Origin of the sequence: Plantibacter sp. CFBP 8775 (assembly GCF_014839505.1) — a bacterium.
Taxonomy (GTDB): domain Bacteria; phylum Actinomycetota; class Actinomycetes; order Actinomycetales; family Microbacteriaceae; genus Plantibacter; species Plantibacter auratus.
The window spans coordinates 1,473,908-1,500,607 of the sequence record NZ_JACYNV010000002.1 but is presented as its reverse complement, the minus strand read 5'-3'; the positions used below and the strand labels follow the sequence as shown (position 1 = coordinate 1,500,607).

Sequence of the window (26,700 nt, the reverse complement as noted above, 5' to 3'; positions counted from 1 at the left end):
GGCGTGTCGTCGGACCGTCGCCGGTCGACGCGGCACCACGGCATCCGCACGCGGATCGCCGGGGGCAGTCTGCTCATCGCCGTCGTCGTGTCGCTCTTCGCCGGGCTCGCGATCAACGCCCAGCTGGAGCGCATCGTCCGCGACGGCACCGTCCAGGCGCTCCGCAGTGACGGCGCACAATACGTGTTCGCGCTGCAGGCGAGACCCGACGACCCGCTCCAGGGACCCGGCCTCGGCACCCGCATCGCGGTCATCGCCCCCGACGGCTCCATCCCGGTCTTCAGCCTGCCGACGACCCTCGCCGCGCAACTCCCGGCGCTCGCCGCGACGCGGGAGGTCACCACCGTCGACGCCGGTTCAGCCACCTACATCCTGTTGTCACAGCCCGTGACCGTCGGTGGCGACACCTGGTACGTCATCGCCGGACGCGACGAGGCCGAGGAGACGACCGTCCTCGTCCAGATGCGCCTCCTGCTCGTCGGGTCCTTCGCGCTCCTCGTCCTCGGTGTCGCGGCCGGCGGGTGGATCCTGACGACGGTGTCGCTCCGGCCCGTCACGCGGCTCCGGGTGAGCGCGCAGAGCCTCAGCGAACGGTCGACGGACGAGGTGCTGCCGGTCGGCCGCGCGGACGACGAGATCGCGCAGCTCGCGATCACCCTCAACGACCTGATCGAGCGGCTGCGGGCCTCGGCGGACCGCGAACGGCAACTCGTGTCCGACGCGAGTCACGAGCTCCGCACGCCGCTCGCGATCCTCCGCACCCAGCTCGAACTCGCGCGCCTCGAGGACTCGTCGCGTGAGCAACTGCTCGCCGACATCGAGGGGGCGGAGCGCAGTGCGACGCGGCTGTCGGCGCTCGTCACCTCGCTGCTCGAGCTGTCCCGCATCGAGGCGGCGACGCCGGAGGAGCGGACGAGCGCGGCCAGGTTGGAGGCCGACGTGCTCGAGGCGGTCGAGCGCGCGCGGTTCCGGGTCGCCTCGGACGACGCGCTGGCCGGGATCGAGGTCGAATACGTGAGCGCGATCGCTGAGAGCGGGCCGGGGGAGGGTGCGGCGGTGTACGCCGTGCGCGCCGACGATGTCGGTCGGGTCGTCGACAACCTCGCGGGGAACGCGCTGCAGGCCTTCACCGAGCGCGGGGGCGCTCCGCGCCGGGTGTCGGTCATGCTCGACGACGACGGCGGTCAGCTCACGCTCCGGGTGTCGGACAACGCCGGAGGACTCGACCCGGCCTTCGAACCGCGGGCGCTCGAGCGGTTCAGCCGGTCGGACGCGACGCGGTCCTCCGGGCACGGTTCCGGGCTCGGGCTCGCGATCGTCGCCGCCATCGCACGCAACGCGGGTGGGGCGATCGTGCTGCACAACCGACCCGGCCACGGTCTCGAGGTCGTCGTCACCCTGCCCGCCGCGTCGGCCCTGCCGGTCGATCCCGCCTGATCATCGCGCCGTTCTCAGGAGTCGCCCGGTGTGTCGGGGTCGGGCGGGGGCGCCGCGCCGGGGAACTCCTGAGTTGGGGACGCAGGCGGGCGGGTGACCCGTTCTCAGGACTCGCCCGGTGTGTCGGGTTGGGGTGGGTGCGGCGCGCCGGGGGAGTCCTGAGTTGGGGACGGCGGCGGGCGGGTGGCAGCGGGCTGCGCGGGCGCGCGAAGGCGCTGCGTGCAACAATGAGCCAGCCCGTCCGGCGTCGCCTGGCGGGTCCGACAGGCGAAGGGGAGCCGTGAGCGCGAGCGTGAAGGACGTCGCGGCGAGAGCCGGCGTCTCGGTCGGGACCGTCTCCAACGTGCTGAACCGCCCCGAGAAGGTCTCGCCCGTCACCGTCGACCGCGTCCACGCGGCGATCGACGAGCTCGGCTTCGTGCGGAACGACGCGGCCCGCCAGCTCCGGGCCGGTCGCAGCCGCAGTGTCGGCCTCGTCGTGCTCGATGTCGGCAACCCGTTCTTCACCGACGTCGCTCGCGGCGCCGAGGACCGGGCCGATGCGGAGGGGTGGTCGGTCCTGCTCGGCAACAGCGACGAGAGCATCGACCGCGAGCGCGCCTACCTCGACCTCTTCGAGGAGCAGCGGGTCGCCGGTGTCCTGATCACCCCGCTCGGCGACGACCTCACCCGGCTCAGCCGACTGCGCGACCGTGGCACGCCGACGGTCCTCGTCGATCGGCAGACCGATGACACGAGCTTCTCATCGGTCGCCGTCGACGACGTCGCGGGCGGGCGGCTCGCGGTCGAGCACCTCATCGGACTCGGTCGGCGTCGTATCGCGGTCGTGGGTGGTCCGTCCTCGCTCCGGCAGGTCGTCGACCGGCTCGCCGGTGCGCGTCAGGCGGTCGATGCAGCCGCGGCCGGTGGTGCCGAGGTCACCCTCGAGGTCGTGGAGACCACCGCGTTGACGGTGCTGCAGGGCCGTTCCGCGGGCGAGACCATTCGGAACCGTCCTCGTGACGACTGGCCCGACGCGGTGTTCGCGGCCAACGACCTCCTCGCGATGGGGGTTCTGCAGGCGTTCAGCATGCTCGGTTCGGTGCGCGTGCCGGACGACATCGCCCTGATCGGATACGACGACATCGACTTCGCGTCGGCGGCGGTCGTCCCGCTGTCGTCGATCCGTCAGCCGAGCGCACTCATCGGCCACACCGCCGTCGAGCTCCTGCTCCGTGAGGCGGACGCGGGCGCTCGACGCGTGCCCGAGCAGATCGTCTTCCAGCCGGAACTCGTCGTCCGGCAGTCGACGGTCGGCGTCGACCCGTCCTGAGTCTAGTGCCGTCCTGCGTCATGCCAGGTGGTCGGGGACCCACGGGTCGATGAGGTGGATGCCGACACCGGCGAAGTCGCGCGTGTTCCGCGTCGCGAGAGCGGCGTCGGAGGATCTCGCGATGGCCGCGATGATCGCATCCTGAGGTCCGATGGGGTTGCCGGAGCGGCGTCGCGTCGTCATGAGCTCCGCGTAGTCGAGCGCGGCTTCCACGAGAAGGGGAGGACGCGTCCTGCGAAGTCGGCATCGAGCACGGTCGCCACGGCCCCGACGAGCGCCGATCGGCGAGCGCCTGCAGGGAGGCGCAGGGCTCCTTCGAGGAGCTCGGCAGCGGTCATCGCGGTGAGGTGGAGGTCGGCCTCGTCCTGCCGGTCGAGCCACCGGGCAACCGTGGGGTCGGGCCGTGGCTTGAACAGTTCGGAGACGACGTTCGTATCGAGGATGATCACCTCGGGGCCGGGTCGTCCGCGTCGGCGCTCGCGGCATCGTCGAACGGATTCGGTCGGGTGGTCGTGGCGCGGTCGGGCAGTTCGATGACGAGTTCACCGTCGAGGTGGAGGTCGACGAAGCGCTGATGGATACGCTCCGCCAGCCCCGGTCGGTCGCTGTCGGCGGCCGAGGCGGCGCGGAGATCCTCAGCCGTCGTCGTCCTGACGGCCGCGGCGAGGATCGCCCGGATCTCCGCCTCCATCGATCGTCCGTGCAAGGCGCCGAGCTGTTGCAGACCGCGTTTTGTGTCCTCATCGAGATTCCGGACGGTCACCGTGGGCATGTCGTCACCTCTCGTGGGAATGGAGTGCTAGCACGATGCTAGCAAATCGGCGATTCGGGCTTCATCGGTCCTCCACAGGCCGCGCCAAGCGGAGGATCCTCTCAGGGACGTCCACGTAGGGTGGCCGTTTCGCCTCCCTCGGATCGGGCAACCGGTCGACCGCGGTCATCGAGGGGCGGCTCTGCCGAGGCGATGCTGCACCCACCGAGCATGAACCGAGCGCGCCCCCGACGCGACCGAGACCCAGGACGGTACCCCGCACATGACCAGCACCACCCCTGCGCGCGCCCTCGAGCGCCGCGACCCGAACACTCCGGCCGTGACCCCCGCCCGGACCGGCGGCCGCCACGTGGCCCTCAGCCCACGAGCCGCCCGTCGCGCGGCTCGACTCGAAGACGCCAGCTGGACCGCCTCCGCCGAGGAGGAGCGACGCCACGTCGACCTCGTGCCCACCAAGCGGCCCTCGGCCCCACGCGGCAAGAGCTCGTTCGCGAAGCGCGCCAAGCCGTTCGCCACGTTCGGCGTCATGACGCTCGCAACCGGGCTCTTCGTATCGGTGTCACTGCCGGCGGCCGCTGCCGGCGTCGACGTCGATGCGGCGACCGGTGGCGCGATCCCGTCTGCAGCGACGATGCAGTCGGTGTCGTACTCCGTGCCGTCGACCGCAGCCGATGTGCCCTTCGTGCGCGACGGCTACGGCGCGACCAGCCAGGAGGAGGTCGACGCCGCCTCGGCCGCCGCTGCAGCTGCTGCAGCCGAGGCGGCCGCCAGTGCATCCGCCGCCTCCTCGTCGTCCGCGTCGGCTTCGGCGGGACGCACCTACGCGGCTCCCGCCGTCGCCCGATCCGGCGAGGCGATCCTCGCCTACGCTGCGCAGTTCGTCGGCGTCGTCCCCTACGGCAACGGCAACGACCCGTCCGACAGCTTCGCCTGCGACGGCTACGTGCAGTACGTCTTCGCGGCGTTCGGTGTGTCCCTGCCTCGCGGCGCCGGTGCGCAGGCAGCGTCGGGCGTGCAGATCTCGGCGTCGGAGGCCGTCGCCGGCGACCTGCTCTACTGGCCGGAAGGTCACATCGCGATCTACGACGGCGCGGGCGGCATGTACGACTCTCCCGACTGGGGACGCTACGTCCAGCACCGTCTGTCGATCTGGGGCGACCCGGTCTACATCCGCATCCCGTAGGCCGAGCGCTGAGTCGCCCGGAACGGTGCGTTTTCACCGTAAATACGCACGGTTCCGGGCAACTCAGCCGGAGCGACGGATAGCGTGGACTGATGAGCGACGCACGCGGCTTCGAGACCTCCCTCGGCACGATCCTCGGTCGGGTCGACGGCGCGGTGGTTCGGGCCCGCGGCATCCCGTACGCCCGCGCGGGGCGCTTCGAGGTGCCGGAGCCGACCGGTCTTCCCGTCGGCGCCGACGGCGATCCGGTGCCGTTCCGGGCCTTCGAACGGGCGCCGGCCTCGCCGCAGCGTTCCTCCCGGGTGCTCGAGGCCGTCCTCGAGGGTGCCGGTGAGGGGATGGTCGACTCGGAGGACTGCCAGGCGCTCTCGATCACGCTCCCTGCGGACGCGCGCCCGGACGAGTCGCTGCCGGTGATGGTGTGGATCCACGGCGGGGCCTACGTCACGGGCGCCGGCGACCTCGACGTCTACGATCCGATCAGCCTGGTCGTCGAGCAGCGGGTCATCGTGGTGTCGGTCACGTACCGGCTCGGGATCCTCGGCTTCCTCGGTGACGGAGAGACGCTGCCGGCGAACCTCGGCCTGCTGGACCTCGTCCTCGCGCTCCGGTGGGTCCACGAGCACATCGCTGCGTTCGGCGGCGACCCGGGGTCGGTCACGCTCTTCGGGCAGTCGGCGGGCGGCGATGCGATCGCGCACCTCATGATCAGCGACGGCACCGCGGGGCTCTTCCAGCGCGCCATCGTCCAGAGCGCGCCGCTCGGCATCAGTAGTGGGCGGGCGAAGATGGCGAGCGCGATGATGCGGGCGGCCGGCAGCCCGACGCGGGACACCCCGGTGGTCGAGTTACTCGCGCTCGAAGAGCAGGTGGAGCGGGCGGCGCGACGGTTCGGACTGCGTGGCGGCATGGCGTTCGGCACCCAGTACGGTCATGCGCCGCTCCCGGCAGAGGCCGACCGCGACGCCGCCTGGCGGGAGGCCGCCTCGCGCATCGACGTGCTGATCGGCTCGACCACGGAGGAGACGCGCTTGTACGTGCCGCTCATCCCGGCCTTCGCTCGCATGACCTCGGTGCCGTTCGTCGGTGACCCGATCCGGCGGGCGCTCGTCGGCGCGACGACGCATCTCACGTACACGCGCGACGCCCGGAAGTTCGTCGAACGGCATCGGGCGTCGGGCGGTCGGGCCACGCGGTACGAGCTCAGTTGGGCGCCGCCCGGCAGCCCCTACGGGGCGTCGCACGTGACGGACCTGCCCCTGCTCCTCGGCACCGAACGGTCGTGGAGCCGGACGGCGCTCATCGGCTCGGCGACGTGGGCCGAGGTCGACCGTCGTGGCCGCTTCCTGCGTCAGATGTGGGCCGACTTCGCGCGTGACGGGGTCCTGGCCGCCGACGCGACGGCGGGCCTGAGCGACGTGGTCACGCTCGACCGCTGAGCGTGGCCGGGTGCGTCGACTATTCGTCGACGACCAGTGCCAGGCACTCGCGGGCATGTGCCCGGGCTCCATCGGGCGTCGGCGCAGCGGCCAGGCCGAGCAGCCTGCGTCGATGCGGTTCGCCGAGGAGCAGGGTGTAGAGCTGCTCCGCCCGCTCGCCGACGTGGCCGGCGAGGAACGCGATCGAGCGGGCCGGGCCGGCGGCGTAGAAACCGGCGGCGACCTCGGGGAACCGAGGGGACTCCGCGATCACGAGTCGGTGCAGCGCGACCGAGACGTCCGAGTGCAGCGCGATCACGAGTCGTGTCGCCGCGTCCTCGAGGGGCTCGGCTTCGGAGCCTGGCTCGTCGGCCGCGAGGAGATACCCGTGCTGCCGTTCGACCGCCGCCGTCAGCATGCCGGCGAGATCGCCGAACCAGGTGTAGATCGTCCGCTTCGTCACGCCCGCGTCGGCGGCGATCGCCTCGATCGTCGTCCCGCCGTACCCGTGCTCGGTGAACCGGCGGATGGCGGCGTCGAGGATCGCGTCGCGCCGGCGGTCGCGTTCGGCTGCCGTCGGGCGACCACGTCTCGATTCCATGCTCTAATGATACGGTAACGTCTCATTAAACGGAGAGGGTGGAGATGACGAAGATCCTGCATGTCGCGATCGTCGACGATTGGGAGGCCAGTCGGCCGTTCGGCGAGTACGAGGTGTCGACTCGAGCCGTACCGTTCGTCGACGCCGGCTTCGTCCACGCGACGACCACTGACCGACTACCCGAGGTGCTCGAGCGGGTGTACGGGTCGCTCCAGCTGCCGCTCGTGCTCATCGTGCTCGACGTGGAGGAGCTGCAGGCGGCGGGCATCGAGGTGGTTCTGGAACCGGAACCGCGCGTGCTCGCACCCCTCCCGACCGCCGGGCCGGCCGTCGTCACCGAGCTGCCGCTGGAGCGAGACGGCTCGGGTGCCTGGCAGTCGCCGCAGACGTTGCCCTAACCTTCAGGCGCCGCACGTGGTCAGCCGAGGAGGGCGCGGAGGTCGGCGAGGACGTCGTCGAGCAGTTCGGTGAACGATCTCGTCTCATCGTCGGCGATCCAGGCGGCGAAGGCCAGGTGGAAGGCAGCGGAACCGCTCTGCGCTGCGAGTGCTGCGGGTACGGGCGCGACGCCCTTTGCGATGAGTGCGGTCGTGAGGGCGTCGGTGAGCGAGCTGCGCTTGAGCGACTCGCGTTCCATCAGGGCTGCGCTGGAGTCGACGATCCGCTGGCGTGCGCGGGACCACGGGCGCCGTTCGTCCGCGAAGAACGCCGCGCCCCCGTGGAGTGCGGCCTCGACGAGTGTCATCGGCGCCGTGGCTTCGGATGCGAGGAGGGCGTCCAGGAACCGCGCCTGATAGTCGTCCTGGTTCGTGAACAGCACCTCGCGCTTGTCGGTGAAGTAGCGGAAGAAGGTGCGCTCGGTGACACCGACGGCTGCGGCGATGTCGCTCACCGTGACGGCCTCGAATCCGTGCGTCCCGAAGAGTTCGATGGCGGCCAGCTTGAGCCGCCCCTCGGTATCCGCTTGCCAACGAGCCATGGATCCATCTTAGCGATGACAGTGGCTGACATCAGGTGCTAGAGTGATGTCATTCACTGACATGAAAGGAGCGCGCCATGCGTGTTTTCGTTACCGGAGCAAGTGGCTGGATCGGGAGTGCCGCCGTCGATGAGTTGCTCGCGGCGGGTCACGAGGTGCTCGGCCTCGCCCGCAGCAACGCCTCCGCGGCTTCCCTCGAAGCGAAGGGGGCGGTCGTCCTCCGCGGTGATCTTGACGACCTCGCGTCGCTCCGTCGCGGTGCCGCGGAGTCCGAGGCGACGCTCCATCTCGCGAACAAGCACGACTGGTCGAACCCTGCGGAGTCGAACCGCGCTGAGCGCATGGCGGTCGAGACGCTTGCCGAAGCGCTGGTCGGGTCCGGGAAGACACTCGGCCTCGCTTCAGGGCTGTTCCGACCCGACGCGGACCGGCCGGTGCTCGAGACCGATCCGCACCCGGCCGTCGGGCCGGAGTCGATGCGCGGTGGAAGCGAGAACCTCGCGTTCGACTACCAGGATCGCGGGGTCCGGAGCATCGCTCTCCGCTTCGCACCGACGGTGCACGGTCACCACGACCACGGCTTCATCGCACAGATCGTCGCGGCTGCGCAGCGCACGGGTGTCTCCGGATACATCGGCGACGGCTCGAACTCCTGGGCCGCCGTGCACCGCAGCGATGCGGCCCGACTCGTGCGACTCGCGCTCGAGCAGGCTCCTGCGGGAGCCCGAGTGCACGCCGTCGGTGAGGAAGGCGTGCAGACGCGCCGGATCGCCGAGGCGATCGGCGGGATGCTCGGCCTCCCGACGACATCGATCGACCCGGATGACGCGATGGGCCACTTCGGGTTCATCGGGCGCTTCTTCGGAGCCGAGATGACGGCGTCCAGCGCGGCGACCCGCGCCGCGTACGGATGGGATGCCACCGGCCCGACGCTGGTCGAGGACATCGCCGCTGGGGCGTACGCGGCATGACGCCGCCGCCCCGTTGGAAGATGGCGGTCGTCACCTGGCTCGGGGTGTACCCGCTCATCACGCTGCTGCTGTTGGCGCTCGGGCCACTCATCCTCGGCCTGCCGATCCCGGTGGTGACGCTCATCCTGTCGGTGACGCTCGTCTCGCTGCTCACCTTCGTCGTGATGCCGCTCCTCGTGCGCGCCTTCGGGCCGTGGCTGCGCGCGGGCGGGACCGGCGCCGATCGTCAGTAGTGGTCGCGCGCCTGCAGGATGACGATGTGGGTGTCGGTCACGAGGTACACGAGTCGGTTCGCGTCGTCGATCCGTCGGGACCAGGCTCCTGAGAGGATGTGCTTCAAGGGCTCGGGCTTCCCGATGCCCACGAACGGATCCCGGAGGACGTCCTGGATGAGCAGATTGATCCGCTTGAGCGTCTTGCGGTCTTGGCTCTGCCAGGAGGTGTAGTCCTCCCAGCCGCTGCGGTCGAAGGCCAGCTGCCGGGTCACGCGCCGAGCAGCTTGTGGGTCTCGAACTCGCCGTTCCGAGCGCGTTCGATCGAGGCGAGGAGGCGCTCGGCGCCCTTGGCGTTGCGGAGCAGGTAGGCCGTCTCGACCATGGCGTCGTAATCGTCCTTCGAGACGAGGACCGCGTTTCCCCGCTTCGACACGACCTCGACCGGGACGTGGTCGTCGTTCACCTGCTGGATGAGACCGAACAAGTTTTTGCGTGCGTCGGTCGCGGTGATCGCTGACATGAAGAGCCTCCTGGAGTGGTACAGAAAAGCGTACCACTCCAGTTCGCCGTTGGCCTCCTCGGGCTACCCGAGCGCCGGCTTGATGTCCTTGACGATCGACTCCAGGATGCGCGCGTTGAACTCGACGCCGAGCTGGTTCGGGACGGTGACGAGGACGGTGTCGGCGGCCTGCACGGCGGCGTCGGCCGCGAGCTCTGCGGCGATGACGTCGGGCTCGCCGATGAAGCTGCGGCCGAAGCGCGCGAGTCCGCCGTCGAGGTGTCCGACCTGATCCTTCGAGTCTGCCTGGGCGCGCAGTCCGAAGTAGCGGCGCGTCTCGTCGTCGATGAGCGGCAGGATGCTGCGGCTCACGGAGACCCGCGGCTGCCACTCGTGACCGGCCTCTGACCAGGCGTCACGGAACATCTGGATCTGCTCCGCCTGCAGTTCGTCGAACGGCACGCCGGTGTCCTCGGTGAGGAGCGTCGACGACATGAGGTTCATGCCCTGCTCCGCGGTCCACACCGCCGTGGACCGGGAACCGGCGCCCCACCAGATGCGCTCGCCGAGCTCCGGCGACTGCGGCTGGATCGCGAGTAGTCCGTTGGTCCCCGTCATCTGCGGGTTGGCACGCGCCACGCCCGCGCCGGCGATGGCCGCACGGAACACCTCGGTGTGCGAGCGGGCGATGTCCGCGTCGGTCTCATCGTCGCCCGGCACGTAACCGAACGACTCCGACCCGCGGAGGGCCGTCTCGGGTGATCCCCGGCTCACGCCGAGCTGCAGTCGGCCGTCGCTGATGAGGTCGGTGGCCGCCGCCTCCTCGGCCATGTAGAGCGGGTTCTCGTACCGCATGTCGATGACACCGGTGCCGAGTTCGATCGTCGAGGTCTTCGCCGCCATCGCCGCCAGGAGCGGGAACGGCGACGCGAGCTGCCGAGCGAAGTGGTGCACGCGCACGTACGCGCCGTCGACACCGACCTCCTCCGCCGCGACCGCGAGGTCGATGCTCTGCAGCAGTGCGTCACGCCCGGTGCGCACGCTGGAGCCCGGAACGTCTTGCCAGTGTCCGAAGGACAGGAACCCGATCTTCTTCACGGTTGATTCAACCGGCCCCAGTTCCCCCCTATTCCGCCCGCGAACTGTCGCCTGCGGCTAGTGCGAGGCCTGCACACTAGCCGGAAGTGACAGTTCGCGAGCAACGGTGTGGAGGCCGGAGCGGACGGGGAACGGTGGGTGGCCGGGGAGGTCGATCATCGCCGTCGTGCCGGTGGGGACCTCGATGTCGACGTGCAGCACGCCCGCCTCGATCCGCCAGGCGATCGAGGCCCGCCCGTAGGGTGTCAGGTGCACGGCCGAGGCGTGGGTGAGCCCGCCGCCGGGTCGGGGCCGGAACAGGATCGAGCGGTAGCCGGGTGCGGCTGGAGCGATACCGGCGACGACCCGGTGGAGCCAGTCGGCCACCGCTCCGAGCGCGTAGTGGTTGAACGAGGTCATCTGCCCCGGGTTCACGGTCCCGTCGGGCAGCATGCTGTCCCAGCGCTCCCAGATCGTGGTCGCCCCCTGTCCCACCGCGTACAGCCAGGACGGGCACTCGTCCTCGAGCAGGAGGTCGTAGGCGCGGTCGAGATGGCCGGACGTGGTCAGTGCGTCGCTCACGATCGGCGTCCCGACGAAGCCCGTCGCGATGCGGTTGCCGGCGGCGGCGACGAGGGCGCTCAGCCGCTCGCCGGCGCGGTCCACAGCCGCCGGGTCCGGTAGGAGCTCGAACGCGATCGCGAGCGAGTACGCGGTCTGGGCGTCACTCGTCATCAGCCCGTCCTCGCCGACGTACTCCGCGAGGAACGCCCGGCGGGTCGCCTCAGCGAGCTCGGCGTAGTGCTCAGCGTCGTCCACTCGGCCGAGCACGGCGGCGGTCTTCGCGAGGTGCGCCGTGGACCAGGCCGAGTAGGCGGTGGCGACGAGGTGGCGGTCGGTGAGCGACTCCGCCGGGCGATCCGGTGGTGCGGCCGGGTCGAGCCAGTCGCCCAGCTGGAACCCCTCGTTCCACAGGTGGTCAGGGCCGGAGAGCCGGTGGACGAGGTCGACCCACCGCTTCGCGCTGTCGTACTGGGCCGCCAGGACGCCGATGTCGCCGAAGCGCTCGTAGAGCACCCACGGGGTGAGGACGGCGACGTCGCCCCACACGGCGCCGGGTCGGTTCGGCGTCCACTGGCCGTCGTCGGGGATGAACGGGACGTACCAGGGCACGGTGCCGTCCTCGTGCTGCTCGACCGCGACGTCGCGCAACCAGGAGCCGAGCATGCCCGACACGTCGTACAGGAACGAGGCGGTGCGTGCGAAGACCTGCAGGTCGCCGGTCCAGCCCACGCGCTCGTCCCGCTGCGGGCAGTCGGTGGGGAGATCGACGAAGTTCCCACGCATGCTCCACAGCACGTTCTCGTGCAGGCGGTCCACCCGCTCGTCGGAGCTCTCGAACCAGCCCGTCCGCTCGAGGTCGGAGTGGTAGACCCGCGCCACGACGTCGCCGTTCGCGACCGCCACGTCGAGATCGCCCGGCCATCCGGTGATCTCCGCGTACCGGAAGCCGTGGATCGTGAACCGCGGCTCCCATTCCTCCGCGGGACCTCCGTCGGCCGGGGCCGGGCGGCCGGCAAGGGTGTAGCTGTCCGTCGCTTTCGCCTCGCGGAGTGGACGGGTGTAGATCTCGCCCTCCTGCATGACCTCCGCGGTCCGGATCACGACCGTCTCGCCCGCCGGACCGGTGACCCGGATCCGCAGTCGACCGACGAGGTTCTGGCCGAGGTCGAGGATGCGCCTGCCGCTCGGGCTCGTGAGGACCGCGATCGGCGCGACCTCCTGCGTCGCGCGCACCGGGGGTCCCTGCGGCGCGACGAAGGTGGCGGGGTCGCGTGTGCCGATCCGTACGCCGGCCCACCCACTGTCGTCGAAGCCGGGCTCCGACCATCCGGGGAGCTCCTCGCGGGCGTCGTAGTGCTCACCGTCGTAGTTGCCGGAGCTGATGATGGGGCCGAACGAGGCGCGCCAGTGCTCGTCGGTCACGATGGTCTCGACGCGACCGTCCTCATAGCGGAGTTCGAGCTGGGCGATGAGCGACAGGTCCGAGCCGAACAGGTTGCGGAAGCCACCGCGCCACCCCAAGCGGCCCCGGTACCAGCCGTCGCCCATCCAGGAGCCGATGGCGTTGTCGCCTGGCTGCAGGAGCTCGGTGACATCGTGCGTCGCCGTGCGCAGCCGGCTCGCGTAGCTGGTCCAGCCCGGCGCGAGCGCCTCGTCCCCGACGCGACGACCGTTGATCTCCGCCTCGTAGACGCCGTGCGCCGTGAGGTACAACCGCGCCGACACGAGGTCGGCACCGACGGTGAAGTCCCGCCGCAGCAGCGGTGGCCGACGCGTGTCGCTCTCCGGCTCCTCATCCCAGTCGGCTGCGACCGGCACCGCGACCCAGTCGCCCGGTACGAGCAGGCCGGCCTCGACCGTCGCCACGGGGCTCCAGTCGGCCGCCTCGACCGCCCGGCCAGGGCCGCTGTCGGTGCCCCACACCCGCACGCGCACCGATGCCACCTCACGCGAGCGGAGCGGAGCGGCGGGCCAGGCGACGAGGACGGATTCACCGGTGGCGACCCGGCCCGTGGTCGTGACCCGTCCGTCGCGGGTGATCTCGATCTCGGCGGCGTGCTGCTCCCAGCCGGCGGGCGCCAGATTCGTCCAGCTCAGCCTCGGGGTGGCGTCGCCGATCCCTCGGGCCTCGCGGAGGTGCTCGAATCTGGGGGCGCTCGTGGTCACCATCGTGGCTGCTGGTCCTTTCGTCAGGCAGGGCGCGTCGCAGCTCGCTCGGCGATCAACTCTGACACGTTTCAAAACCCGATGCTACAGCGTTGGTATGCAAGAAAGCGAGGATGGTGCGACACTTCTTGACACGTTTCAAAACCTGGACCAGGATGGAGGCGCTGGCGGGGTCGAAGCGGATCCGTCAGGTGGGGCGCGCCGATACGCGGCCGGCCCGCGCTCACGACGACGACGATGGAGAGCGACGATGACAGCACCCGAAGCACCAGCCAGACCGACCGTCGCCCTCGTCGGCACCCTCGATACCAAGGGTGCCGAGTACCGATGGGTCGCCGAGCGTCTCGGCGAACTGGGCGCGGACGTCGTGGTCGTCGACGCCGGAACGCGCGAGCCCCACGGGTACGACGCTGCCGTGGACCACCCGAACCACGAGGTGGCGGCCACTGCCGGGACCGATCTCGAGACGCTCCTCGCCGCGGAGGACCGTGGCGCCGCCGTGAGTGCGATGGCCGAGGGTGCCGCGACCGTGATCGGCCGGCTGCACGCCTCCGGGCGGGTCGACGCCGTCCTCGCCCTCGGCGGCAGCGGCGGGTCGGCCATCGCCGCCCGGGTCTTCCGCGAACTGCCGATCGGGGCCCCGAAGCTCCTCGTGTCGACGATGGCGTCCGGGGACGTCGCGCCGTACGTCGGCGCGAACGACGTGACGCTCATCTACAGCGTGGTCGACATCGCCGGGATCAACCAGATCTCCCGTGCCGTCCTCGGGAACGCGGTGGCGGCCATCGCCGGCATGGCGGCGGCTGCGCAGGCGCGCGGTCCGGCCTCGTCCGCCGAACGGACGGACCGCCCGCTCGTCGGGGCGTCGATGTTCGGGGTCACGACGCCCGCGGTCGACGTGGCTCGCGAGCGCCTCGACGAACTCGGCTACGAGGTCCTCGTCTTCCACGCCACCGGCTCGGGTGGGCAGGCGCTGGAGTCACTCGCCCGCAGCGGCATGCTCGCGGGGGTCCTCGACCTCACCACCACCGAACTCGCCGACGACCTCGTCGGCGGCGTGCTGACGGCGGGCCCCGACCGACTCACCGCGGCCGGCGCGGCAGGCGTCCCGCAGCTCGTCAGCCTCGGTGCGCTCGACATGGTGAACTTCGGCCCTCGCGACACCGTGCCGGAGCGGTTCTCCGATCGCGACTTCTTCGTCCACAACGCGACGGTGACGCTCATGCGCACCACGGTCGACGAGAACCGCGAACTGGGCGAGCGGATCGGGGCGAAGCTCGCAGGAGCCGAGGCCCCCACCGTCCTGCTGATCCCGCGCGGCGGTGTCTCGGCGCTCGACGCCGAGGGCTTGCCCTTCCGCGACCCGGCGGCCGACGCGGCGCTCGTCGATGCGGTGCTCGCGGGCGTGGCGGGCAGTGCGGTCACCGTCGTCGACCGTCCGGAACACCTCAACGATCCGGTGTTCGCGAGGATCGCAGCCGACACCCTGCACGCCCTGATCGAGCGGAACAGCAGCGGCCAGCACAGCACAACGGAAGAGGACTGACCATGGACAGGACCATCGCACTTGAACGTCTCCGTGCCACCGTCGCGCGCGGTGAGGCCGTCATCGGCGCCGGGGCGGGCACCGGCATCTCGGCGAAGTCCGCGGAGGCGGGCGGTGTCGACCTCATCATCATCTACAACTCCGGCCGGTATCGGATGGCCGGTCGCGGCTCACTGTCGGGGCTGCTCGCCTACGGGGACGCCAACCAGGTCGTCGTGGAGATGAGCCGGGAGGTGCTGCCGATCGTCCGCGACACCCCGGTGCTCGCCGGCGTGAACGGGACGGACCCGTTCCGGATCATGGAGCGCTTCCTCGATGAACTCAAGACGATGGGGTTCACCGGCGTGCAGAACTTCCCGACCGTCGGGCTCTTCGACGGCGTCTTCCGCCAGAACCTCGAGGAGACGGGCATGGGCTACGACCTCGAGGTCGACATGATCCGCCTCGCCACCGAGCGCGACCTCCTCACGGCGCCGTACGTCTTCGACGTCCAGTCGACGGTCGCGATGACCGAGGCGGGTGCCGACGTCCTCGTCCCGCACATGGGCCTCACGACCGCCGGCACGATCGGCGCGACCACGGCGCTCTCGCTGGAGGAGTCGGCGCACCGGGTACAGGAGATGCGGGACGCGGCCGTCGCGATCAACCCCGACGTCATCGTGCTGTGCCACGGCGGTCCGATCGCCGAGCCCGAGGACGCCGCCTACATCCTCGCCAACACGACGGGTGTCTCCGGGTTCTTCGGCGCATCATCCGTCGAGCGTCTCCCGACCGAGCGCGCCATCAAGCGCCAGATCGAGGACTTCAAAGCGATCCAGACCCGCTGACCGCCCGCACCGCCCACCGCACGACCACTCGATGAGGAGCCTCACATGACCGAACACGCCATCACCCCTGCCACCGCCGGCCGTCGCCCCGACGAGGTCCCCACCCGGGTTTTCGACTGGGGCACCATCAAGTGGCTCGTCACCCCGCATCTCGACGAGGGCGCCGGGCTCACGGTCGGCGAGGTCATCGTCTACCCCGGGCAGGGCCACGCACCCCACCAGCACCCGGGCGAGGAGGAGGTCATCACGGTGATCTCCGGTGAGGGGGTCCAGACGGTCGGCGACGGTCCGGCGTTCCCGATCCGCGAGGGCGACGCCGTGTACATCCCGAAGGACACCGTGCACTCCACCTACAACACGACGTGGCGCCCGCTGCGGCTGTCGGTCGTGTACACGCCGGGTGGCGCGGAGACGGGGCTCGACGGCCTGCCCGACGCGCGCATCCTCGACGCCGGAACGGCCCCGAGCTGGAAGCAGGACCGCTGATGCCGGTGATCGAACCGGGCTCCTGGGTGCATCCGGGTTCGAAGCCGGACTGGAGCGAGATCGGCACGATCGGGCGCTTCGCGGTGTCGGTCGACGGTGGACGGTTCGACCGGCACCACCACGACGACCACGAGATCTGGTTCATCACCGAGGGCAAGGGGAAGGTGCTCGTCGACGGTGGTGAGCGCTACGTGCAGTCGGGCGACATCGTGCTGACGCAGGCCGGCGACACCCACGACATCGTCGAAGTGTACGAGACGATCCGCGGCTTCTTCACGGAGACGGGACTCCCGGCCGGTGGGCGCGTCGGCCATCTGCATGCGAACGACGAGGACGCCGCCGGGCACGTGGTGACCGCGCTCCCGCTGCCTGCTGACTTCCCGGCCCGAGCCTAGGATCATCCGTATGCGCATCGCCGTCACCGGGAGTTCGGGCAAGCTCGGTTCCGCCACCGTCGAACGACTGCGGCGGGACGGCCACGACGTGCACGGGCTCGATGTCGCGGGCACTGCCGGGCCGGGGTTCACCCGTGTGGACCTGGCCGACTACGGGCAGACGATCGACAGCCTGCTCGGGGTGACGGCGAGGTTCGCAGGTGTCGACGCCGTGGTGCACCTGGCGGCGATCCCGGTGAACGGGCTCGTGCCGGATGCGGCGACGTTCCACAACAACCTGACCGTGTCGTTCAACGTGCTGCACGCGGCGCTGCGGGCGGGGATCCGGACGATCGTGACGGCATCGAGCATCACGGCCATGGGATTCCCGTTCGAGGAGGCGCCCGAGTTCCTGCCGATCGACGAGACCGTCAGTCGCGCGAACAACACCTACGCGCTCGGGAAGGTCGCCGAGGAGGCGATGGCCGCACAGCTGGTGCGGTGGGCCGACGGGACGTCGATCACGGCGCTGCGGTTCACGAACGTCGTGGCGCCGGGGGAGTACGGGACCTTCGCGCGGGCGTCGGAGCCCGGGTACCGACGCGATCTCCTGTTCAGCTATGTCGACGCACGTGACGGTGCGCAGGCGGTCGCGCTGGCGCTGACCCGAGCGGAGCCCGGCTTCGAGGTCTATGACGTGTGCGCCTCCGACAACGGGACGACCGTGCCGTCGGCGGAGCTCGCGGCGACGCACTTCCCCGGTGTCCCGCTGCGGGCGGGGCTCGGCGAGTTCGAGACGCTCATGTCCATCGACAAGGCCCGCACACGGCTCGGCTTCGAGCCCGAGTACTCCTGGCGGGACGAGTTCGAGCGCGAGCAGTCGACGCGGGGCTGACCGGCCGCCTCGAATTCGGTGCGGGTAGGGTGAGCGAGCGGCGGTCCGGGGGTGGACCGCCGCGTTGGGGGAAGTATGACCGGGTCATCGACCGAGCCGCCGACGGAAGAAACCGCGCCGGGTGCGGTCGTGCCCTTGGCTGATGGGTTCTTCCACGAGCGGGAGTATCCGAGGACTCCGTTCAGGCAGGCTGCTCGCCGGTTCGCAACCACGCTCGCGATGCTCGTGGCCGGTGTCGCCGCGGTGATCGCGGTGATCGGGTTCGGTATCGGATCATTCCAGGGCACCTACCCGACTCTCGACGGGCAGGTCAAGACGTGCGGTTACGCCTCCGTCGAGTCCGAATGCCAGGTCGAGTTGCGATCGTCGGTCGAGACGGTGTTCGGCGTCGACCTCGATGACGACGTACTCGTCAGTGAGTTGCGGAGATCAGGCATCCTGTCCATCACCTATACCGCCAGGCTCGAGTTCACCTCCTCCGCCGAGGTGCCGACGGCCGCGACCGCCGTGACGGCCTCCGCGGGCTTGATGGGCAAGCTCGAGCAGGATGGAGCGATCGCTGTGAACCCGATCCGCTTCGGGAAGGGACAGGCTGCGCGTGGCGACATGGCGGACGGTACCGTTGTCGTCTACCTCAGGACAATCGTCTGAACACCGCACGGCGTTCGTTCGATCATCCGGTCTCGGCGAAGGCCGGTCTTGTTTCGTGTTGACGTCCGTCAGGTGTCGTCCAATGGAGTGTGCCGCCAGGGCGATGCTCGACCTCCCACCCGGGTAGGTGTTTGAGTCGATGGTGATGACGGCAGAGGGTGGCCAGATTGTCGATACTCGTGGTGCCACCGTGCTCCCACGCCGTGGTGTGGTCGAGGTCGCAGTTGCGCGCCTGCCGGCCGCATCCCGGTGCCCGACACGTGACGTCGCGCAGGCGCACCGCGCGCTGGAGATCGGCCGGCACCCGGTACTGCTCGCGGCCGACGGAGAGGACGGCGCCGCTCTCTGGTTGGGTGAGCACTCTCGTCATGGACGGGGCTGCGACCGCGAGCCGGGCGGCGGTTTCGGGGTCGATCGGCCCGTAGCCGTCGAGGGTGCTCGGTTCATCGGTGACGCCGAGTAGCGAGAGGACGGGCACGCCGAGCTGGACGGAAGGGCGGATGTGCGCCTCGACGTCGACGGGGCACTCGATGAGCGCGGACTGCTGAGCCGACCTGGCGGCCCAGTCGCTCGGGGCACCCGCACCCCCGAGCCAGACCACTTCCCCGCCCGACTCCGGGTCTGCGGGGATCGGCTCACCGTCGGTGCTGACGGTGCCTGCCACGGCGAGCGAGGCCAACGCGTCGGCGCGAAGCTGCGCGAGCGTGCGGTCGTCGCCCGCGGCGCGAGCCGGCACGGCAACACCGTCGAGCCGCGACATGATCGCGTACGCGATGGGTGCGGTCGTCATGAGGTTCAGCCAGGCCATGCCGTCTGCGGCGGGCTCGATCGTCACTCGGCGGTCGGCTCGAGAACGGCGCGCTCGCACCGTGATCGACTCGGGGTGCAACCGTTCGCGCAGCACCCGGGCGCGTCGCTTGAGGAGCGCCGGCGTGGTCCGCTCGGCGACCGGGAGCACCTGCTGGAGGAACCTCTCGCGCCCGCCGGCCGGGACGTCGCGCAGCTGGTCGGTCACGGCCCTGGCATGTCCGGCGCTGATCGTGCCGCGTTCCAGCGCTTCGAGCACCGACGGCGCCTGGTGGACGAGGGTCTCCGCCTCACCCATGCGGTGTTGCAGCGTCGGCTCGGACATACGCGTCGCCATGGCGAGCGATGCGCAGATCGAACGCCGTGCGAGGTCGCGTCCCTCCGACTCGGACATGCGCGACGACATCACTGCGGAGGTGGTCGCGTCAGCGTACGCCACTGCCTCCGCGAGGAGTCGGGCTTCCTCGGCGTCGAGCGCGGCTCGTCGCCGGGCGAGCTCCGCGAAGCGGTCCGAGAACGAGGCGAGGCGCGCTGCGAACACATCGCTCGGGTACTCGCGGCGCTCGGTGGTGATCATGCCTCCAGTCCATCATGGACCACTGACATTCGAGATGGTCAGTACGAGTTTCCGTGACCGTGGACCGGGGCCGCGTTCGCGGGAGGGTCGCCGACCTCCTTCACCGTGTGGCCGCTGCAGCCCACCGACGTCACGCTGGCTCGCTCGATGCGCGCCACGGTGAACCACCGCATTGCGTCGCGCATTCGGCACCATCCGACGAGGTACCACTGACCGTTCGTCGAGGCGAACAGCACGGGCTCGACGTCGCGCGTGGTCGTGCTCCCGGCCCGCGAGGTGTACCGGATGCGGACGACCCGTTGCTCGGCCATCGCCGCTTCGAGCGCCGATCGGACGACGCGCGAAGCGGTCGGGGGCGCATCGACCCAGATCCGACCGGCCAGTGCGTCGGCTCGTGCCCGGGTCCTGGGGTCGAGGACGTCCAGGATCTTCTGCACTCCGGCGGCCGCCAGGTCCGCGTAGGGGGCGTCGGGTGCCGCGGACACCGCCGACATGAGCGCCACCGCCTGCACCGGGGACAGGCTGACCGGGGGTAGCGTCGCCCCGACGGCCAAGCCGTATCCGCCACCTGGTCCGGGGCGTGACCAGATGGGCGCCCCGCTCCGCTCGAGCGCCTGCAGGTCTCGCTTGACGGTGCGCACCGAGACGCCGAAGTCCCTCGCCAACCGCTCGGCGGAGGTTCCTCGCGATCCACCCCGACGCAGTGTCTCGGACAGGGCGTGGAGCCGTTCCGCCCGCTTCATCGGCTCACGAGTTCGAGATTCATGACAGAAATAGTGACACACAGCTGCCTGGAGTGCGCTTCAGGCTGGAGTCATGAACACACAGAACGACACCCCGACCATCATCCTCATCGCCGGCCACTGGCTGGGCGCCTGGGCCTGGGACGACGTCATCGACCATCTCGACCCCGACCGCTCGCGCGCCGTCGCGATCACCCTGCCCGGCCTCGACGACGCCGATCCCGACCGGTCCAGCAGGACCCTCGACGACCAAGTGGCCGCGATCACGGAGGTCCTCGCCCGGCGGGACGTCTCCGCGGACGACCCAGCGGTCATCGTCGCGCACAGCGGCGCCAACGCGCCCGTCAGCCTGCTCCTCGACCGGCATCCGGAGCTCGTCCGCCGGGTGGTCTGGGTGGACTCCGGCCCGCTGGCGTCCGGAACGGTCTTCGCGCCGGACCTCCCGGACGACGTGGACGAGCTTCCGCTCCCGGCCTTCGACGTCCTCGCCCAGCAGGCGAGCCTCGACGGCTTGAGCGCCGAGGTCCTCGACCGGTTCCGCGCCCGGGCGGTCCCCGAGCCGGGGTCCGTCCTCCGACAGGCTGTCGAGCTGACCAACGAGGCCCGCGCCGCCGTCCCGACCACCCTGGTGTGCTGTTCGATCCCGAGCGCGCAAGTGCTGGACCTGGCCCGAGGCGGACACCCCATGTTCGCCGAGGTCGCGGGGCTCGAGACGGTCGAGGTCGTCGACCTCCCGACAGGTCACTGGCCGATGTGGAGCCGTGCCGGCGAGCTCGCGGAGGTGATCCGCTCAGCGGCGCTCACCCCGCGACCGAACGGTCGAGACCGATCTGACGCTGGAACCCGCCGCGTCGCCTAGCGGACGCCCGCCTCGGCTTCGGCCAATGCCCGCACCTCGGCGACCTCGCGGATCTCGTCGGCCCCGATGTTCGCCCCGAAGAGCTCGTGTCCGGGTTCGAGGACGACGCCCGCGCGCAACGGTCCGATCTCGACGGGGTCGAACCCGAGGGCGTCGACCACGGCCGAGGCGGCTGCCCGGTCCGCGGGGCGTCGCCGGCGATCGCGATACCCTTGCGGCCCGGCGTGCCGGCCGGACGCGGCTCCCCGTCGAGGTCGTGGTACCCCATGTGGTTGAACGCCTTCACGACCCGTGACTCCGGCAGGAAGGCGGCGACCAGCTCGCTCGTCGAGGTCTCCGGCGCGCTGAGGTCGTCGCGATGTCCGTCGACCTCCCACCAGTAGTTCATGGAGTCGATGACGAGCTTGCCGCGCAGCTCGTCGACGGGCACCGACCGGTGCTTGCCGAGGGGCAGCGCGAGGATGACGAGGTCGGCCTGGGCCGCTGCCTCGGCGGCGGTCGTGGCGACGGCACCCGGAGCGAGGACGTCGATCGTCAGGGCGATCCGGGCGGCGTCGCGTGATCCGCTGATGAGCACCCGGTATCCGGCGGCGACCGCGAGTCGTCCCAGGACCGTGCCGACCTTGCCGGCGCCGAGGATGCCGATGGTGATGCCCTGCGACGGAGTCGGCTCGTCGGCGGATCGGTCGGTTCCGGAAGCGGTGTCGGACATGGGTCTCCTTCGTGGACGGTGCGGCCGCACGCGGTCGCCTGGGTCAACCGGGGGTCGTCCGTCGCTATTCCGACACCGATCGCGCGGGCCGCGCAACCCCTCCTGCCCGATCGCCCACTCGACGTACCGTTGCCGCATGACTGACGCAGAACAGACCGATGCAACGACCCCTGACGCCACGACCTCCGGAGCCCCCGAGACGATCGGCGCCACCGAGGAGACCCTCGGAGCCCGGGGCGACGACAGCTCGACGAGCGCGAGCAAGGACCCCGAGGACTGGGTCACCGGCGACGAGCCGATGACCGGCCCGCAGCGCAGCTACCTCGACACCCTGGCGCGCGAGGCCGGCGAGGAGCTCCCCGCCGACCTGACGAAGGCGCAGGCCTCCGAGCACATCGACCGGCTGCAGAACGCCACCGGTCGCGGTCAGTCCGGATCCTGAGCGCCGCCGCCACCGTGACCGATCCCAGGACGGCACAGCTCCATCACGAGGTGGTCGTCGTCGGTGGCGGCAACGCCGGTCTCTCCGTCGCCGGGAGGCTCCGGCGATACGGCGTCGATGACGTCGCGGTCATCGAACCGCGGGAGCACCACCGGTACCAGCCGATGTTCTCGCACGTCGCGGGCGGGACCGCGTCCGCGTCGGTCGCCACGAGGCCACAGCTCGCCGTGACGCCGAAGGGCGTGACCTGGGTCCAGGACCGGGTCCAGTCCATCGACCCGGTCGCGAAGACGGTGACGCTGGAATCCGGAACCGCCGTCGAGTACGACCAGCTCATCGTCGCTCCGGGCATCCAGCAGGACTGGGACGCCGTGCCCGGTCTGACGGAGGCGATGGCGTCGCCGGTGGGGATCTCCAACTACACCTTCGAGTACGCGCAGAAGGCCTCGCGGGTGCTCCGGTCGGTCCGCTCCGGCACCGTCGTGTTCACGCAGCCCGCCGGCCCCGCGAGCTGCTCGGGTGCCGCACAGAAGCCGATGTACCTCGCGTGCGACTACTGGCGGCGGACGGGCGTCCTCGACGACATCCGTGTGGTGCTGGTCGTGCCCACACCCACGATGTTCGGCATGCCGATGATCGACGCCGAACTCGACCGCAAGGTCGCCGAGTACGGCATCGAGGTGCGGTTCTCGCGCGAGCTCGTCGCGGTCGATCCGGAGCAGCGCGTGGTGACCATCGCGCAGACCGACCCGCAGGACGGCCCGGATCGCGGGCAGGACGGCGTGACGGGCGGACTCCGGGAGGAGATCCCCTACGATGTCCTCCACGCCGTGCCGCCGCAGTCCGCACCCGACTGGCTCGCGGCCACGGCGCTCGCCGACCCCGGCAACCCGGGTGGGTTCGTCGAGGTCGACTCACTGACCCTGCGGCATCCGCGGTTCCCCGACGTCTGGGCGCTCGGAGACGCCGCCGCGGTGATGAGTTCGAAGTCCGGCGGAGCCCTCCGGCAACAGACGAAGACCCTCGCGAAGAACCTCGTCGCCGTGCGGTCCGGCCAGGAGCCGAGCACCGTCTACAACGGCTACTCGGTGTGCCCGTTCACGGTCTCCCGCGGGACGGTGGTGTTCGCCGAGTTCGACGACCGCTACCGCCCGAAGCCCTCGATCCCCTTCTGGAACGGACTCGCGAAGGAGCGTCGGTTCACGTTCATCGCCGACCGCTACGTCCTGCCCTGGGTGTACTGGAACCTCATCCTGCAGGGGCGGGCGTGAGCGTCCGCAACCGCACGCCGAAGGTCGTCTCCGCCACCGGCACGCGGTAGCGCTCGGGCAGGGCCGGGCCGCACGACGAGCTGCCGAGGCCCTGCTGGGCGTGGTCGAGGTTGAGCCATACGCGGCCGGAGTCTCGGAGGTCCTGCGGGTGGCGGGCCTCCTCGAGCGCTTCGCTCGTCCACCGTCGGGCGGTGAAGTCGAAGCCGGTGTCCTGCAGCTGCTCGGCTCGCAGGGTCGGCAGGCCGTCGCCGGTGAGTTCCACCCACCGCGTCCCGACGTGGTTGCCGTTCTCCTCGGGCACCGGGTAGTCGGTCTGGAGCCCGTCGACACTGCTCGTGAAGCGACCGACGCGTGCCGCGGCGAGGCTGTCGACGTACGACTCGCCCGGTCCGCGACCGAACCACGTCGCATCCGTGTAGCTGCCCGGTAGTCCGAGTCGGAGGCCCAGGCGCGGCAACGTCAGCACGTGATCGCCGATGGGGGTGTGCTCCCATATCCCCTCGGGGACGACGGTGACCGACAGGTCCAGGGCGCCGCCCACGTCGGTCCAGTCGAACGTCCAGCGCAGGCCGAGCCCGTGCGCGGCCGGGGCGCTGCGGCCGGAGACCCGCAGGCCGCCGCCCTGCCCGTCGTCGATCCGCTCGACGGCGTCGGTCCGGTGGAGGAAGCGGTCGAGTCCCGTGAGCTTCCAACTGGCTGCGGCCGTGTTCCGCGGCCCCTGGCCCCGGTCGTTCTCGGTGGGTGCGCGCATGATGTCGAGGACGGGGCCGTCGAACTCCAGGTCGCCGAGCGCGCGGAGTCGGCCGGTGCGGGCGTCGAAGGAGCCTGCGCCGAGGGTGATGCGGTGGCCCGGCGTGCGGTCGACCGAGGCAGCAGCCGGGCGAGCCGCGATCGGGACCGGAGTGGTGACGTCGGTCGGATCCGCCGTTCGGTCGGCATGGATCTGCGCCTGCCCGAACGCGACCTCGTGTCCCGCTGCCGCCCACGGCTCGTCGGTCGCCAGGACCGCGCGCACGGTGAGCCAACGCTCGACGGGTGCGCCGGTGACCGGATCGACGTCGACGGTTGTCGGTGCGACGAGCGCACCGGTCGGCAGGTCGACGGTCGTCTCCCTCCGGGCACCCACCGCAGGCATCTCCAGTTCACCGGACGCGACCGCGATACCGTCGTCCTCCATGACCCATCGCAGCGCGAGGTGGTCGAGCGACCGCACGTCGTACTTGTTGCGCACCGTCAGCCTGCCCCCGGTTTGTCGTCCACAACTCCTGCAGACCGCACCGATCGCCGTGTCCGCCGCCCGCGAGTCGGGGCCCGTCCTCCGGCTCGCGCCGCACGAGCAGGAGTTGTGGACGTCGAGGAGGAGCTCGACCGGACTGATCGCGGCGTGCAGCTCGGCGAGGCCGGGGGAGGGCGTGCGGTCGGCGAAGACGAGTCCGTCGAGGCAGTAGCGTCCGCCGTTCGGTCGGAAGGCGACATCGCCACCGTGCATGACGAACTCGTTCCCGGCGGCGTCGGTGCTGCGGAAGCCGTGGTCGATCCACTCCCAGACGAAGCCGCCGCAGAACCGGTCGGAGGACTCGAGGATCCGCTGGTAGTCGACGAGCGACCCCGGTCCGTTGCCCATCGCGTGCGCGTACTCGCAGAGCAGGAACGGGAGCCTCCGCCGACGCACGTCGTCCGGCGACCCCGCCACGACGCCCGCGGGAGTCGGTTCCTCGCGACGGCCGATGGCCTCGAGCAGCTCCTGGTCGGGGTACATGAGGCTCGAGAAGTCCGAGTTCCGGTAGGACGGATCGCGCTCGTACATGATCGGCCGAGACGGGTCGCGATCGCGGATCCACTGCTCCAGCACGTCGAAGTTCTCGCCGACCCAGCTCTCGTTCGCCATCGACCAGACGACGATCGACGGGTGGTTCTTGTCGCGCTCGACCATCCGCTGGACACGGTCGAGCATCGCGTCGCGCCAGACCGGTTCCGTCGGCGGATTGCCGGCCCAGTCGGTGTAGATGAAGCCGTGGGTCTCGAGGTCGCACTCCTCGACCACCCACAGGCCCAGCTCGTCGCAGAGGCGGAGGAAGTCGGGGTGGGGCGGGTAGTGGCTCGTGCGCACGGCGTTGATGTTGTGCCGCTTCATGAGCAGGATGTCCTGCCGCATGGTCTCCGTGTCGAGCGAACGGCCGCGGTCCTGGTCGTGCTCGTGCCGGTTGACCCCGCGGAACAGCACCGGGACGCCGTTCACGAGGAAGCGGCCGTCCTCGATGGAGACGGTGCGGAACCCGATGCGCAGCTCGACGGTCTCGCCGGCCACGGGCGTCTCGTCGGTCGGTCGCGGCCTGAGGTGCGCCGTGTAGAGGCGCGGTACCTCGGCGCTCCAGGGCTCGACCGGCAGAGCGGTCGCGGTGCCGGTGGGGAGGTCGCGGATGCCGAGCTCGGGGACGTCGACGAGGCCGGGGACGTCGGTGTCGACACGCAGGACGCCGATGCCGTCGCGGTGGTCGTAGCTCGCGCGGACCTGGACGTCGTCGATCGCGCCGGCCGGGCGTTCCAGGAGGTCGACGTCGCGGAAGATCCCCGGCAACCACCACATGTCCTGGTCCTCCAGGTAGGTGCCGCTCGACCACCGGTGCACCCGCACGGCGAGGACGTTCTCACCGGAGACGAGGTGCTCCCCGACGTCGTACTCCACCGGGAGCCGGCTGCCCTTGCTGTGGCCGAGGAGCACGCCGTTCAACCACACGGTCCCGCAGGAGTCGACACCTTGGAAGCGCAGCACCGTGTCAGAGCGTCGCCAGTCCTCCGGCAGGGTGAAGGTACGGCGGTAGTCACCCGTCGGGTTCTCCTCGGGCATGCGAGGCGGGTCGATCGGGATCGGGAACGCGGTGTTCGTGTGCAGCGGCTGCCCGTGGCCCTCGAGGACCCAGTGCGCGGGCACCCGGATGCGGTCCCAGGAGGAGTCGTCGAGCGACGGATCACCGAAGGTGTCGCCCGTCCCGTCGGCCGTGGGCGAGAGCGTGAACGCCCAGTCGCCGTTGAGGGACAGCCGACGCGCGTCGCTCAGTTCGTCGGCCCGGGGTCGCCGCCGCCCGGTTCCCGGGATCGGGTCTTCGACCCACGACGCCGCGAGCCCTGCTGAGTCGTTCATCGTGGTGCAACCTTCATCGTCGTGCAACCTTCACTGCCTGTTGTCCCTTTCTCAGGAGTTCCTCGGCGCGCCGGCCCGGCCAGCGGCCGCCACACCGAGGGACTCCTGAGAAAGGGACAGTGGAAGAGAACAGGGAGTGGGTGGATTGGTGGGTGGATGGATGGAGGCGAAGGG

General features: G+C 70.6%; 29 protein-coding genes. 16 read left to right on the top strand and 13 right to left on the bottom strand.

All coding sequences use genetic code 11. The annotated features are described in order from the left end of the window. Positions 1-3: 3 nt before the first annotated feature. Both IFR14_RS19455 and IFR14_RS19450 read left to right on the top strand, forming a co-directional pair. Complete coding sequence (locus IFR14_RS19455; protein WP_124767611.1) at positions 4-1,437, top strand: sensor histidine kinase; 1,434 nt, start codon at positions 4-6, stop codon at positions 1,435-1,437. A 280-nt stretch (positions 1,438-1,717) separates the two neighbouring features. Beyond that, a complete protein-coding gene (locus IFR14_RS19450; protein WP_191942004.1) occupies positions 1,718-2,749 on the top strand; it encodes a LacI family DNA-binding transcriptional regulator in 1,032 nt (343 codons plus the stop codon). An 18-nt stretch (positions 2,750-2,767) separates the two neighbouring features. Here the strand turns inward: IFR14_RS19450 and IFR14_RS21070 are convergent, their stop codons facing one another. The 3 genes from IFR14_RS21070 to IFR14_RS19440 are packed head-to-tail and all read right to left on the bottom strand — an operon-like array spanning position 2,768 to position 3,521. Continuing rightward, the gene (locus IFR14_RS21070) at positions 2,768-2,932 is read right to left on the bottom strand and encodes a hypothetical protein (RefSeq protein WP_249407050.1); all 165 of its coding nucleotides are present in this window, start codon (positions 2,930-2,932) and stop codon (positions 2,768-2,770) included. Beyond that, entirely contained in the window at positions 2,929-3,198 is a 270-nt protein-coding gene (locus tag IFR14_RS21065) for a PIN domain-containing protein (protein WP_342365752.1), read from the bottom strand. Before IFR14_RS21065 ends, IFR14_RS21070 begins: the two co-directional genes overlap by 4 nt. Beyond that, the gene (locus IFR14_RS19440; RefSeq protein WP_191942003.1) at positions 3,195-3,521 is read right to left on the bottom strand and encodes a FitA-like ribbon-helix-helix domain-containing protein; all 327 of its coding nucleotides are present in this window, start codon (positions 3,519-3,521) and stop codon (positions 3,195-3,197) included. The genes IFR14_RS21065 and IFR14_RS19440 overlap by 4 nt, the downstream gene beginning before the upstream one ends. Before the next feature lie 262 nt (positions 3,522-3,783). On the opposite strand from IFR14_RS19440, the gene IFR14_RS19435 reads away from it, so the two are divergent. Next, positions 3,784-4,704 (top strand): C40 family peptidase, encoded by a 921-nt coding sequence (locus IFR14_RS19435; RefSeq protein WP_191942002.1) that lies wholly within the window; start codon positions 3,784-3,786, stop codon positions 4,702-4,704. Between the two features lie 92 nt (positions 4,705-4,796). Continuing rightward, on the top strand, positions 4,797-6,143 hold the full coding sequence (locus tag IFR14_RS19430) for a carboxylesterase family protein (protein ID WP_191942001.1): 1,347 nt from the start codon (positions 4,797-4,799) through the stop codon (positions 6,141-6,143). 19 nt (positions 6,144-6,162) lie between these two features. Here IFR14_RS19430 and IFR14_RS19425 read toward each other — a convergent pair whose 3' ends face one another. After that, positions 6,163-6,723 carry a TetR/AcrR family transcriptional regulator gene (locus IFR14_RS19425; protein ID WP_191942000.1) on the bottom strand — a complete coding sequence of 187 codons (561 nt, stop codon included), beginning with the start codon at positions 6,721-6,723 and terminating at the stop codon, positions 6,163-6,165. Between the two features lie 44 nt (positions 6,724-6,767). On the opposite strand from IFR14_RS19425, the gene IFR14_RS19420 reads away from it, so the two are divergent. Continuing rightward, positions 6,768-7,121, top strand: coding sequence for a DUF952 domain-containing protein (locus IFR14_RS19420; RefSeq protein ID WP_191941999.1), 354 nt, complete (start codon positions 6,768-6,770; stop codon positions 7,119-7,121). 20 nt (positions 7,122-7,141) lie between these two features. Here IFR14_RS19420 and IFR14_RS19415 read toward each other — a convergent pair whose 3' ends face one another. Then, the gene (locus IFR14_RS19415; RefSeq protein WP_191941998.1) at positions 7,142-7,702 is read right to left on the bottom strand and encodes a TetR family transcriptional regulator; all 561 of its coding nucleotides are present in this window, start codon (positions 7,700-7,702) and stop codon (positions 7,142-7,144) included. Positions 7,703-7,779: 77 nt separating this feature from the next. Here IFR14_RS19415 and IFR14_RS19410 point away from each other — a divergent pair, with 77 nt between their 5' ends. Next, entirely contained in the window at positions 7,780-8,673 is an 894-nt protein-coding gene (locus IFR14_RS19410) for an SDR family oxidoreductase (protein ID WP_191941997.1), read from the top strand. Then, entirely contained in the window at positions 8,670-8,906 is a 237-nt protein-coding gene (locus tag IFR14_RS19405; protein ID WP_121292220.1) for a hypothetical protein, read from the top strand. Before IFR14_RS19410 ends, IFR14_RS19405 begins: the two co-directional genes overlap by 4 nt. On the opposite strand, the gene IFR14_RS19400 is transcribed toward IFR14_RS19405, so the two are convergent. The 4 genes from IFR14_RS19400 to IFR14_RS19385 form a co-directional block, all read right to left on the bottom strand. Next, positions 8,900-9,160, bottom strand: coding sequence for a Txe/YoeB family addiction module toxin (locus IFR14_RS19400; protein ID WP_056010787.1), 261 nt, complete (start codon positions 9,158-9,160; stop codon positions 8,900-8,902). The two genes, IFR14_RS19405 and IFR14_RS19400, sit on opposite strands and share 7 nt — an antisense overlap. After that, positions 9,157-9,408: a type II toxin-antitoxin system Phd/YefM family antitoxin gene (locus tag IFR14_RS19395; protein WP_191941996.1), complete on the bottom strand. Its 252-nt coding sequence runs from the start codon at positions 9,406-9,408 to the stop codon at positions 9,157-9,159. The genes IFR14_RS19400 and IFR14_RS19395 overlap by 4 nt, the downstream gene beginning before the upstream one ends. A 63-nt stretch (positions 9,409-9,471) precedes the next feature. Further along, positions 9,472-10,485 (bottom strand): LLM class flavin-dependent oxidoreductase, encoded by a 1,014-nt coding sequence (locus IFR14_RS19390; protein ID WP_137244175.1) that lies wholly within the window; start codon positions 10,483-10,485, stop codon positions 9,472-9,474. A 57-nt stretch (positions 10,486-10,542) separates the two neighbouring features. Continuing rightward, entirely contained in the window at positions 10,543-13,197 is a 2,655-nt protein-coding gene (locus tag IFR14_RS19385; protein WP_191941995.1) for an alpha-L-rhamnosidase, read from the bottom strand. 247 nt (positions 13,198-13,444) lie between these two features. Between IFR14_RS19385 and IFR14_RS19380 the strand changes: the two genes are divergently transcribed. From IFR14_RS19380 to IFR14_RS19355, 6 genes are all read left to right on the top strand, one after another. Next, a complete protein-coding gene (locus tag IFR14_RS19380) occupies positions 13,445-14,740 on the top strand; it encodes a Tm-1-like ATP-binding domain-containing protein (RefSeq protein WP_191941994.1) in 1,296 nt (431 codons plus the stop codon). 2 nt (positions 14,741-14,742) lie between these two features. Beyond that, positions 14,743-15,567 carry a phosphoenolpyruvate hydrolase family protein gene (locus IFR14_RS19375; RefSeq protein WP_191941993.1) on the top strand — a complete coding sequence of 275 codons (825 nt, stop codon included), beginning with the start codon at positions 14,743-14,745 and terminating at the stop codon, positions 15,565-15,567. A 45-nt stretch (positions 15,568-15,612) separates the two neighbouring features. Then, positions 15,613-16,053 carry a cupin domain-containing protein gene (locus IFR14_RS19370; protein WP_138945501.1) on the top strand — a complete coding sequence of 147 codons (441 nt, stop codon included), beginning with the start codon at positions 15,613-15,615 and terminating at the stop codon, positions 16,051-16,053. After that, complete coding sequence (locus IFR14_RS19365; RefSeq protein ID WP_138945500.1) at positions 16,053-16,448, top strand: AraC family ligand binding domain-containing protein; 396 nt, start codon at positions 16,053-16,055, stop codon at positions 16,446-16,448. The genes IFR14_RS19370 and IFR14_RS19365 overlap by 1 nt, the downstream gene beginning before the upstream one ends. A gap of 10 nt (positions 16,449-16,458) precedes the next feature. Continuing rightward, positions 16,459-17,322, top strand: coding sequence for an NAD-dependent epimerase/dehydratase family protein (locus IFR14_RS19360; protein ID WP_191941992.1), 864 nt, complete (start codon positions 16,459-16,461; stop codon positions 17,320-17,322). A gap of 129 nt (positions 17,323-17,451) precedes the next feature. After that, complete coding sequence (locus IFR14_RS19355) at positions 17,452-17,973, top strand: hypothetical protein (RefSeq protein ID WP_191941991.1); 522 nt, start codon at positions 17,452-17,454, stop codon at positions 17,971-17,973. 22 nt (positions 17,974-17,995) lie between these two features. Here IFR14_RS19355 and IFR14_RS21060 read toward each other — a convergent pair whose 3' ends face one another. After that, complete coding sequence (locus IFR14_RS21060; RefSeq protein WP_249407049.1) at positions 17,996-19,357, bottom strand: HNH endonuclease signature motif containing protein; 1,362 nt, start codon at positions 19,355-19,357, stop codon at positions 17,996-17,998. Between the two features lie 38 nt (positions 19,358-19,395). Beyond that, positions 19,396-20,100: a helix-turn-helix transcriptional regulator gene (locus tag IFR14_RS19345; RefSeq protein ID WP_191941990.1), complete on the bottom strand. Its 705-nt coding sequence runs from the start codon at positions 20,098-20,100 to the stop codon at positions 19,396-19,398. Positions 20,101-20,173: 73 nt separating this feature from the next. Here IFR14_RS19345 and IFR14_RS19340 point away from each other — a divergent pair, with 73 nt between their 5' ends. Further along, positions 20,174-20,959, top strand: coding sequence for an alpha/beta fold hydrolase (locus tag IFR14_RS19340; protein WP_191941989.1), 786 nt, complete (start codon positions 20,174-20,176; stop codon positions 20,957-20,959). Here the strand turns inward: IFR14_RS19340 and IFR14_RS19335 are convergent. Next, positions 20,901-21,671 (bottom strand): NADPH-dependent F420 reductase, encoded by a 771-nt coding sequence (locus IFR14_RS19335; protein WP_249407048.1) that lies wholly within the window; start codon positions 21,669-21,671, stop codon positions 20,901-20,903. The two genes, IFR14_RS19340 and IFR14_RS19335, sit on opposite strands and share 59 nt — an antisense overlap. Before the next feature lie 136 nt (positions 21,672-21,807). Here IFR14_RS19335 and IFR14_RS19330 point away from each other — a divergent pair, with 136 nt between their 5' ends. Then, complete coding sequence (locus tag IFR14_RS19330; RefSeq protein WP_079706423.1) at positions 21,808-22,113, top strand: DUF3072 domain-containing protein; 306 nt, start codon at positions 21,808-21,810, stop codon at positions 22,111-22,113. Between the two features lie 14 nt (positions 22,114-22,127). Then, entirely contained in the window at positions 22,128-23,384 is a 1,257-nt protein-coding gene (locus IFR14_RS19325; protein WP_191941988.1) for an FAD-dependent oxidoreductase, read from the top strand. Here the strand turns inward: IFR14_RS19325 and IFR14_RS19320 are convergent. Beyond that, complete coding sequence (locus IFR14_RS19320) at positions 23,362-26,526, bottom strand: glycoside hydrolase family 2 TIM barrel-domain containing protein (RefSeq protein ID WP_191941987.1); 3,165 nt, start codon at positions 26,524-26,526, stop codon at positions 23,362-23,364. The two genes, IFR14_RS19325 and IFR14_RS19320, sit on opposite strands and share 23 nt — an antisense overlap. Between the last annotated feature and the right edge of the window lie 174 nt (positions 26,527-26,700).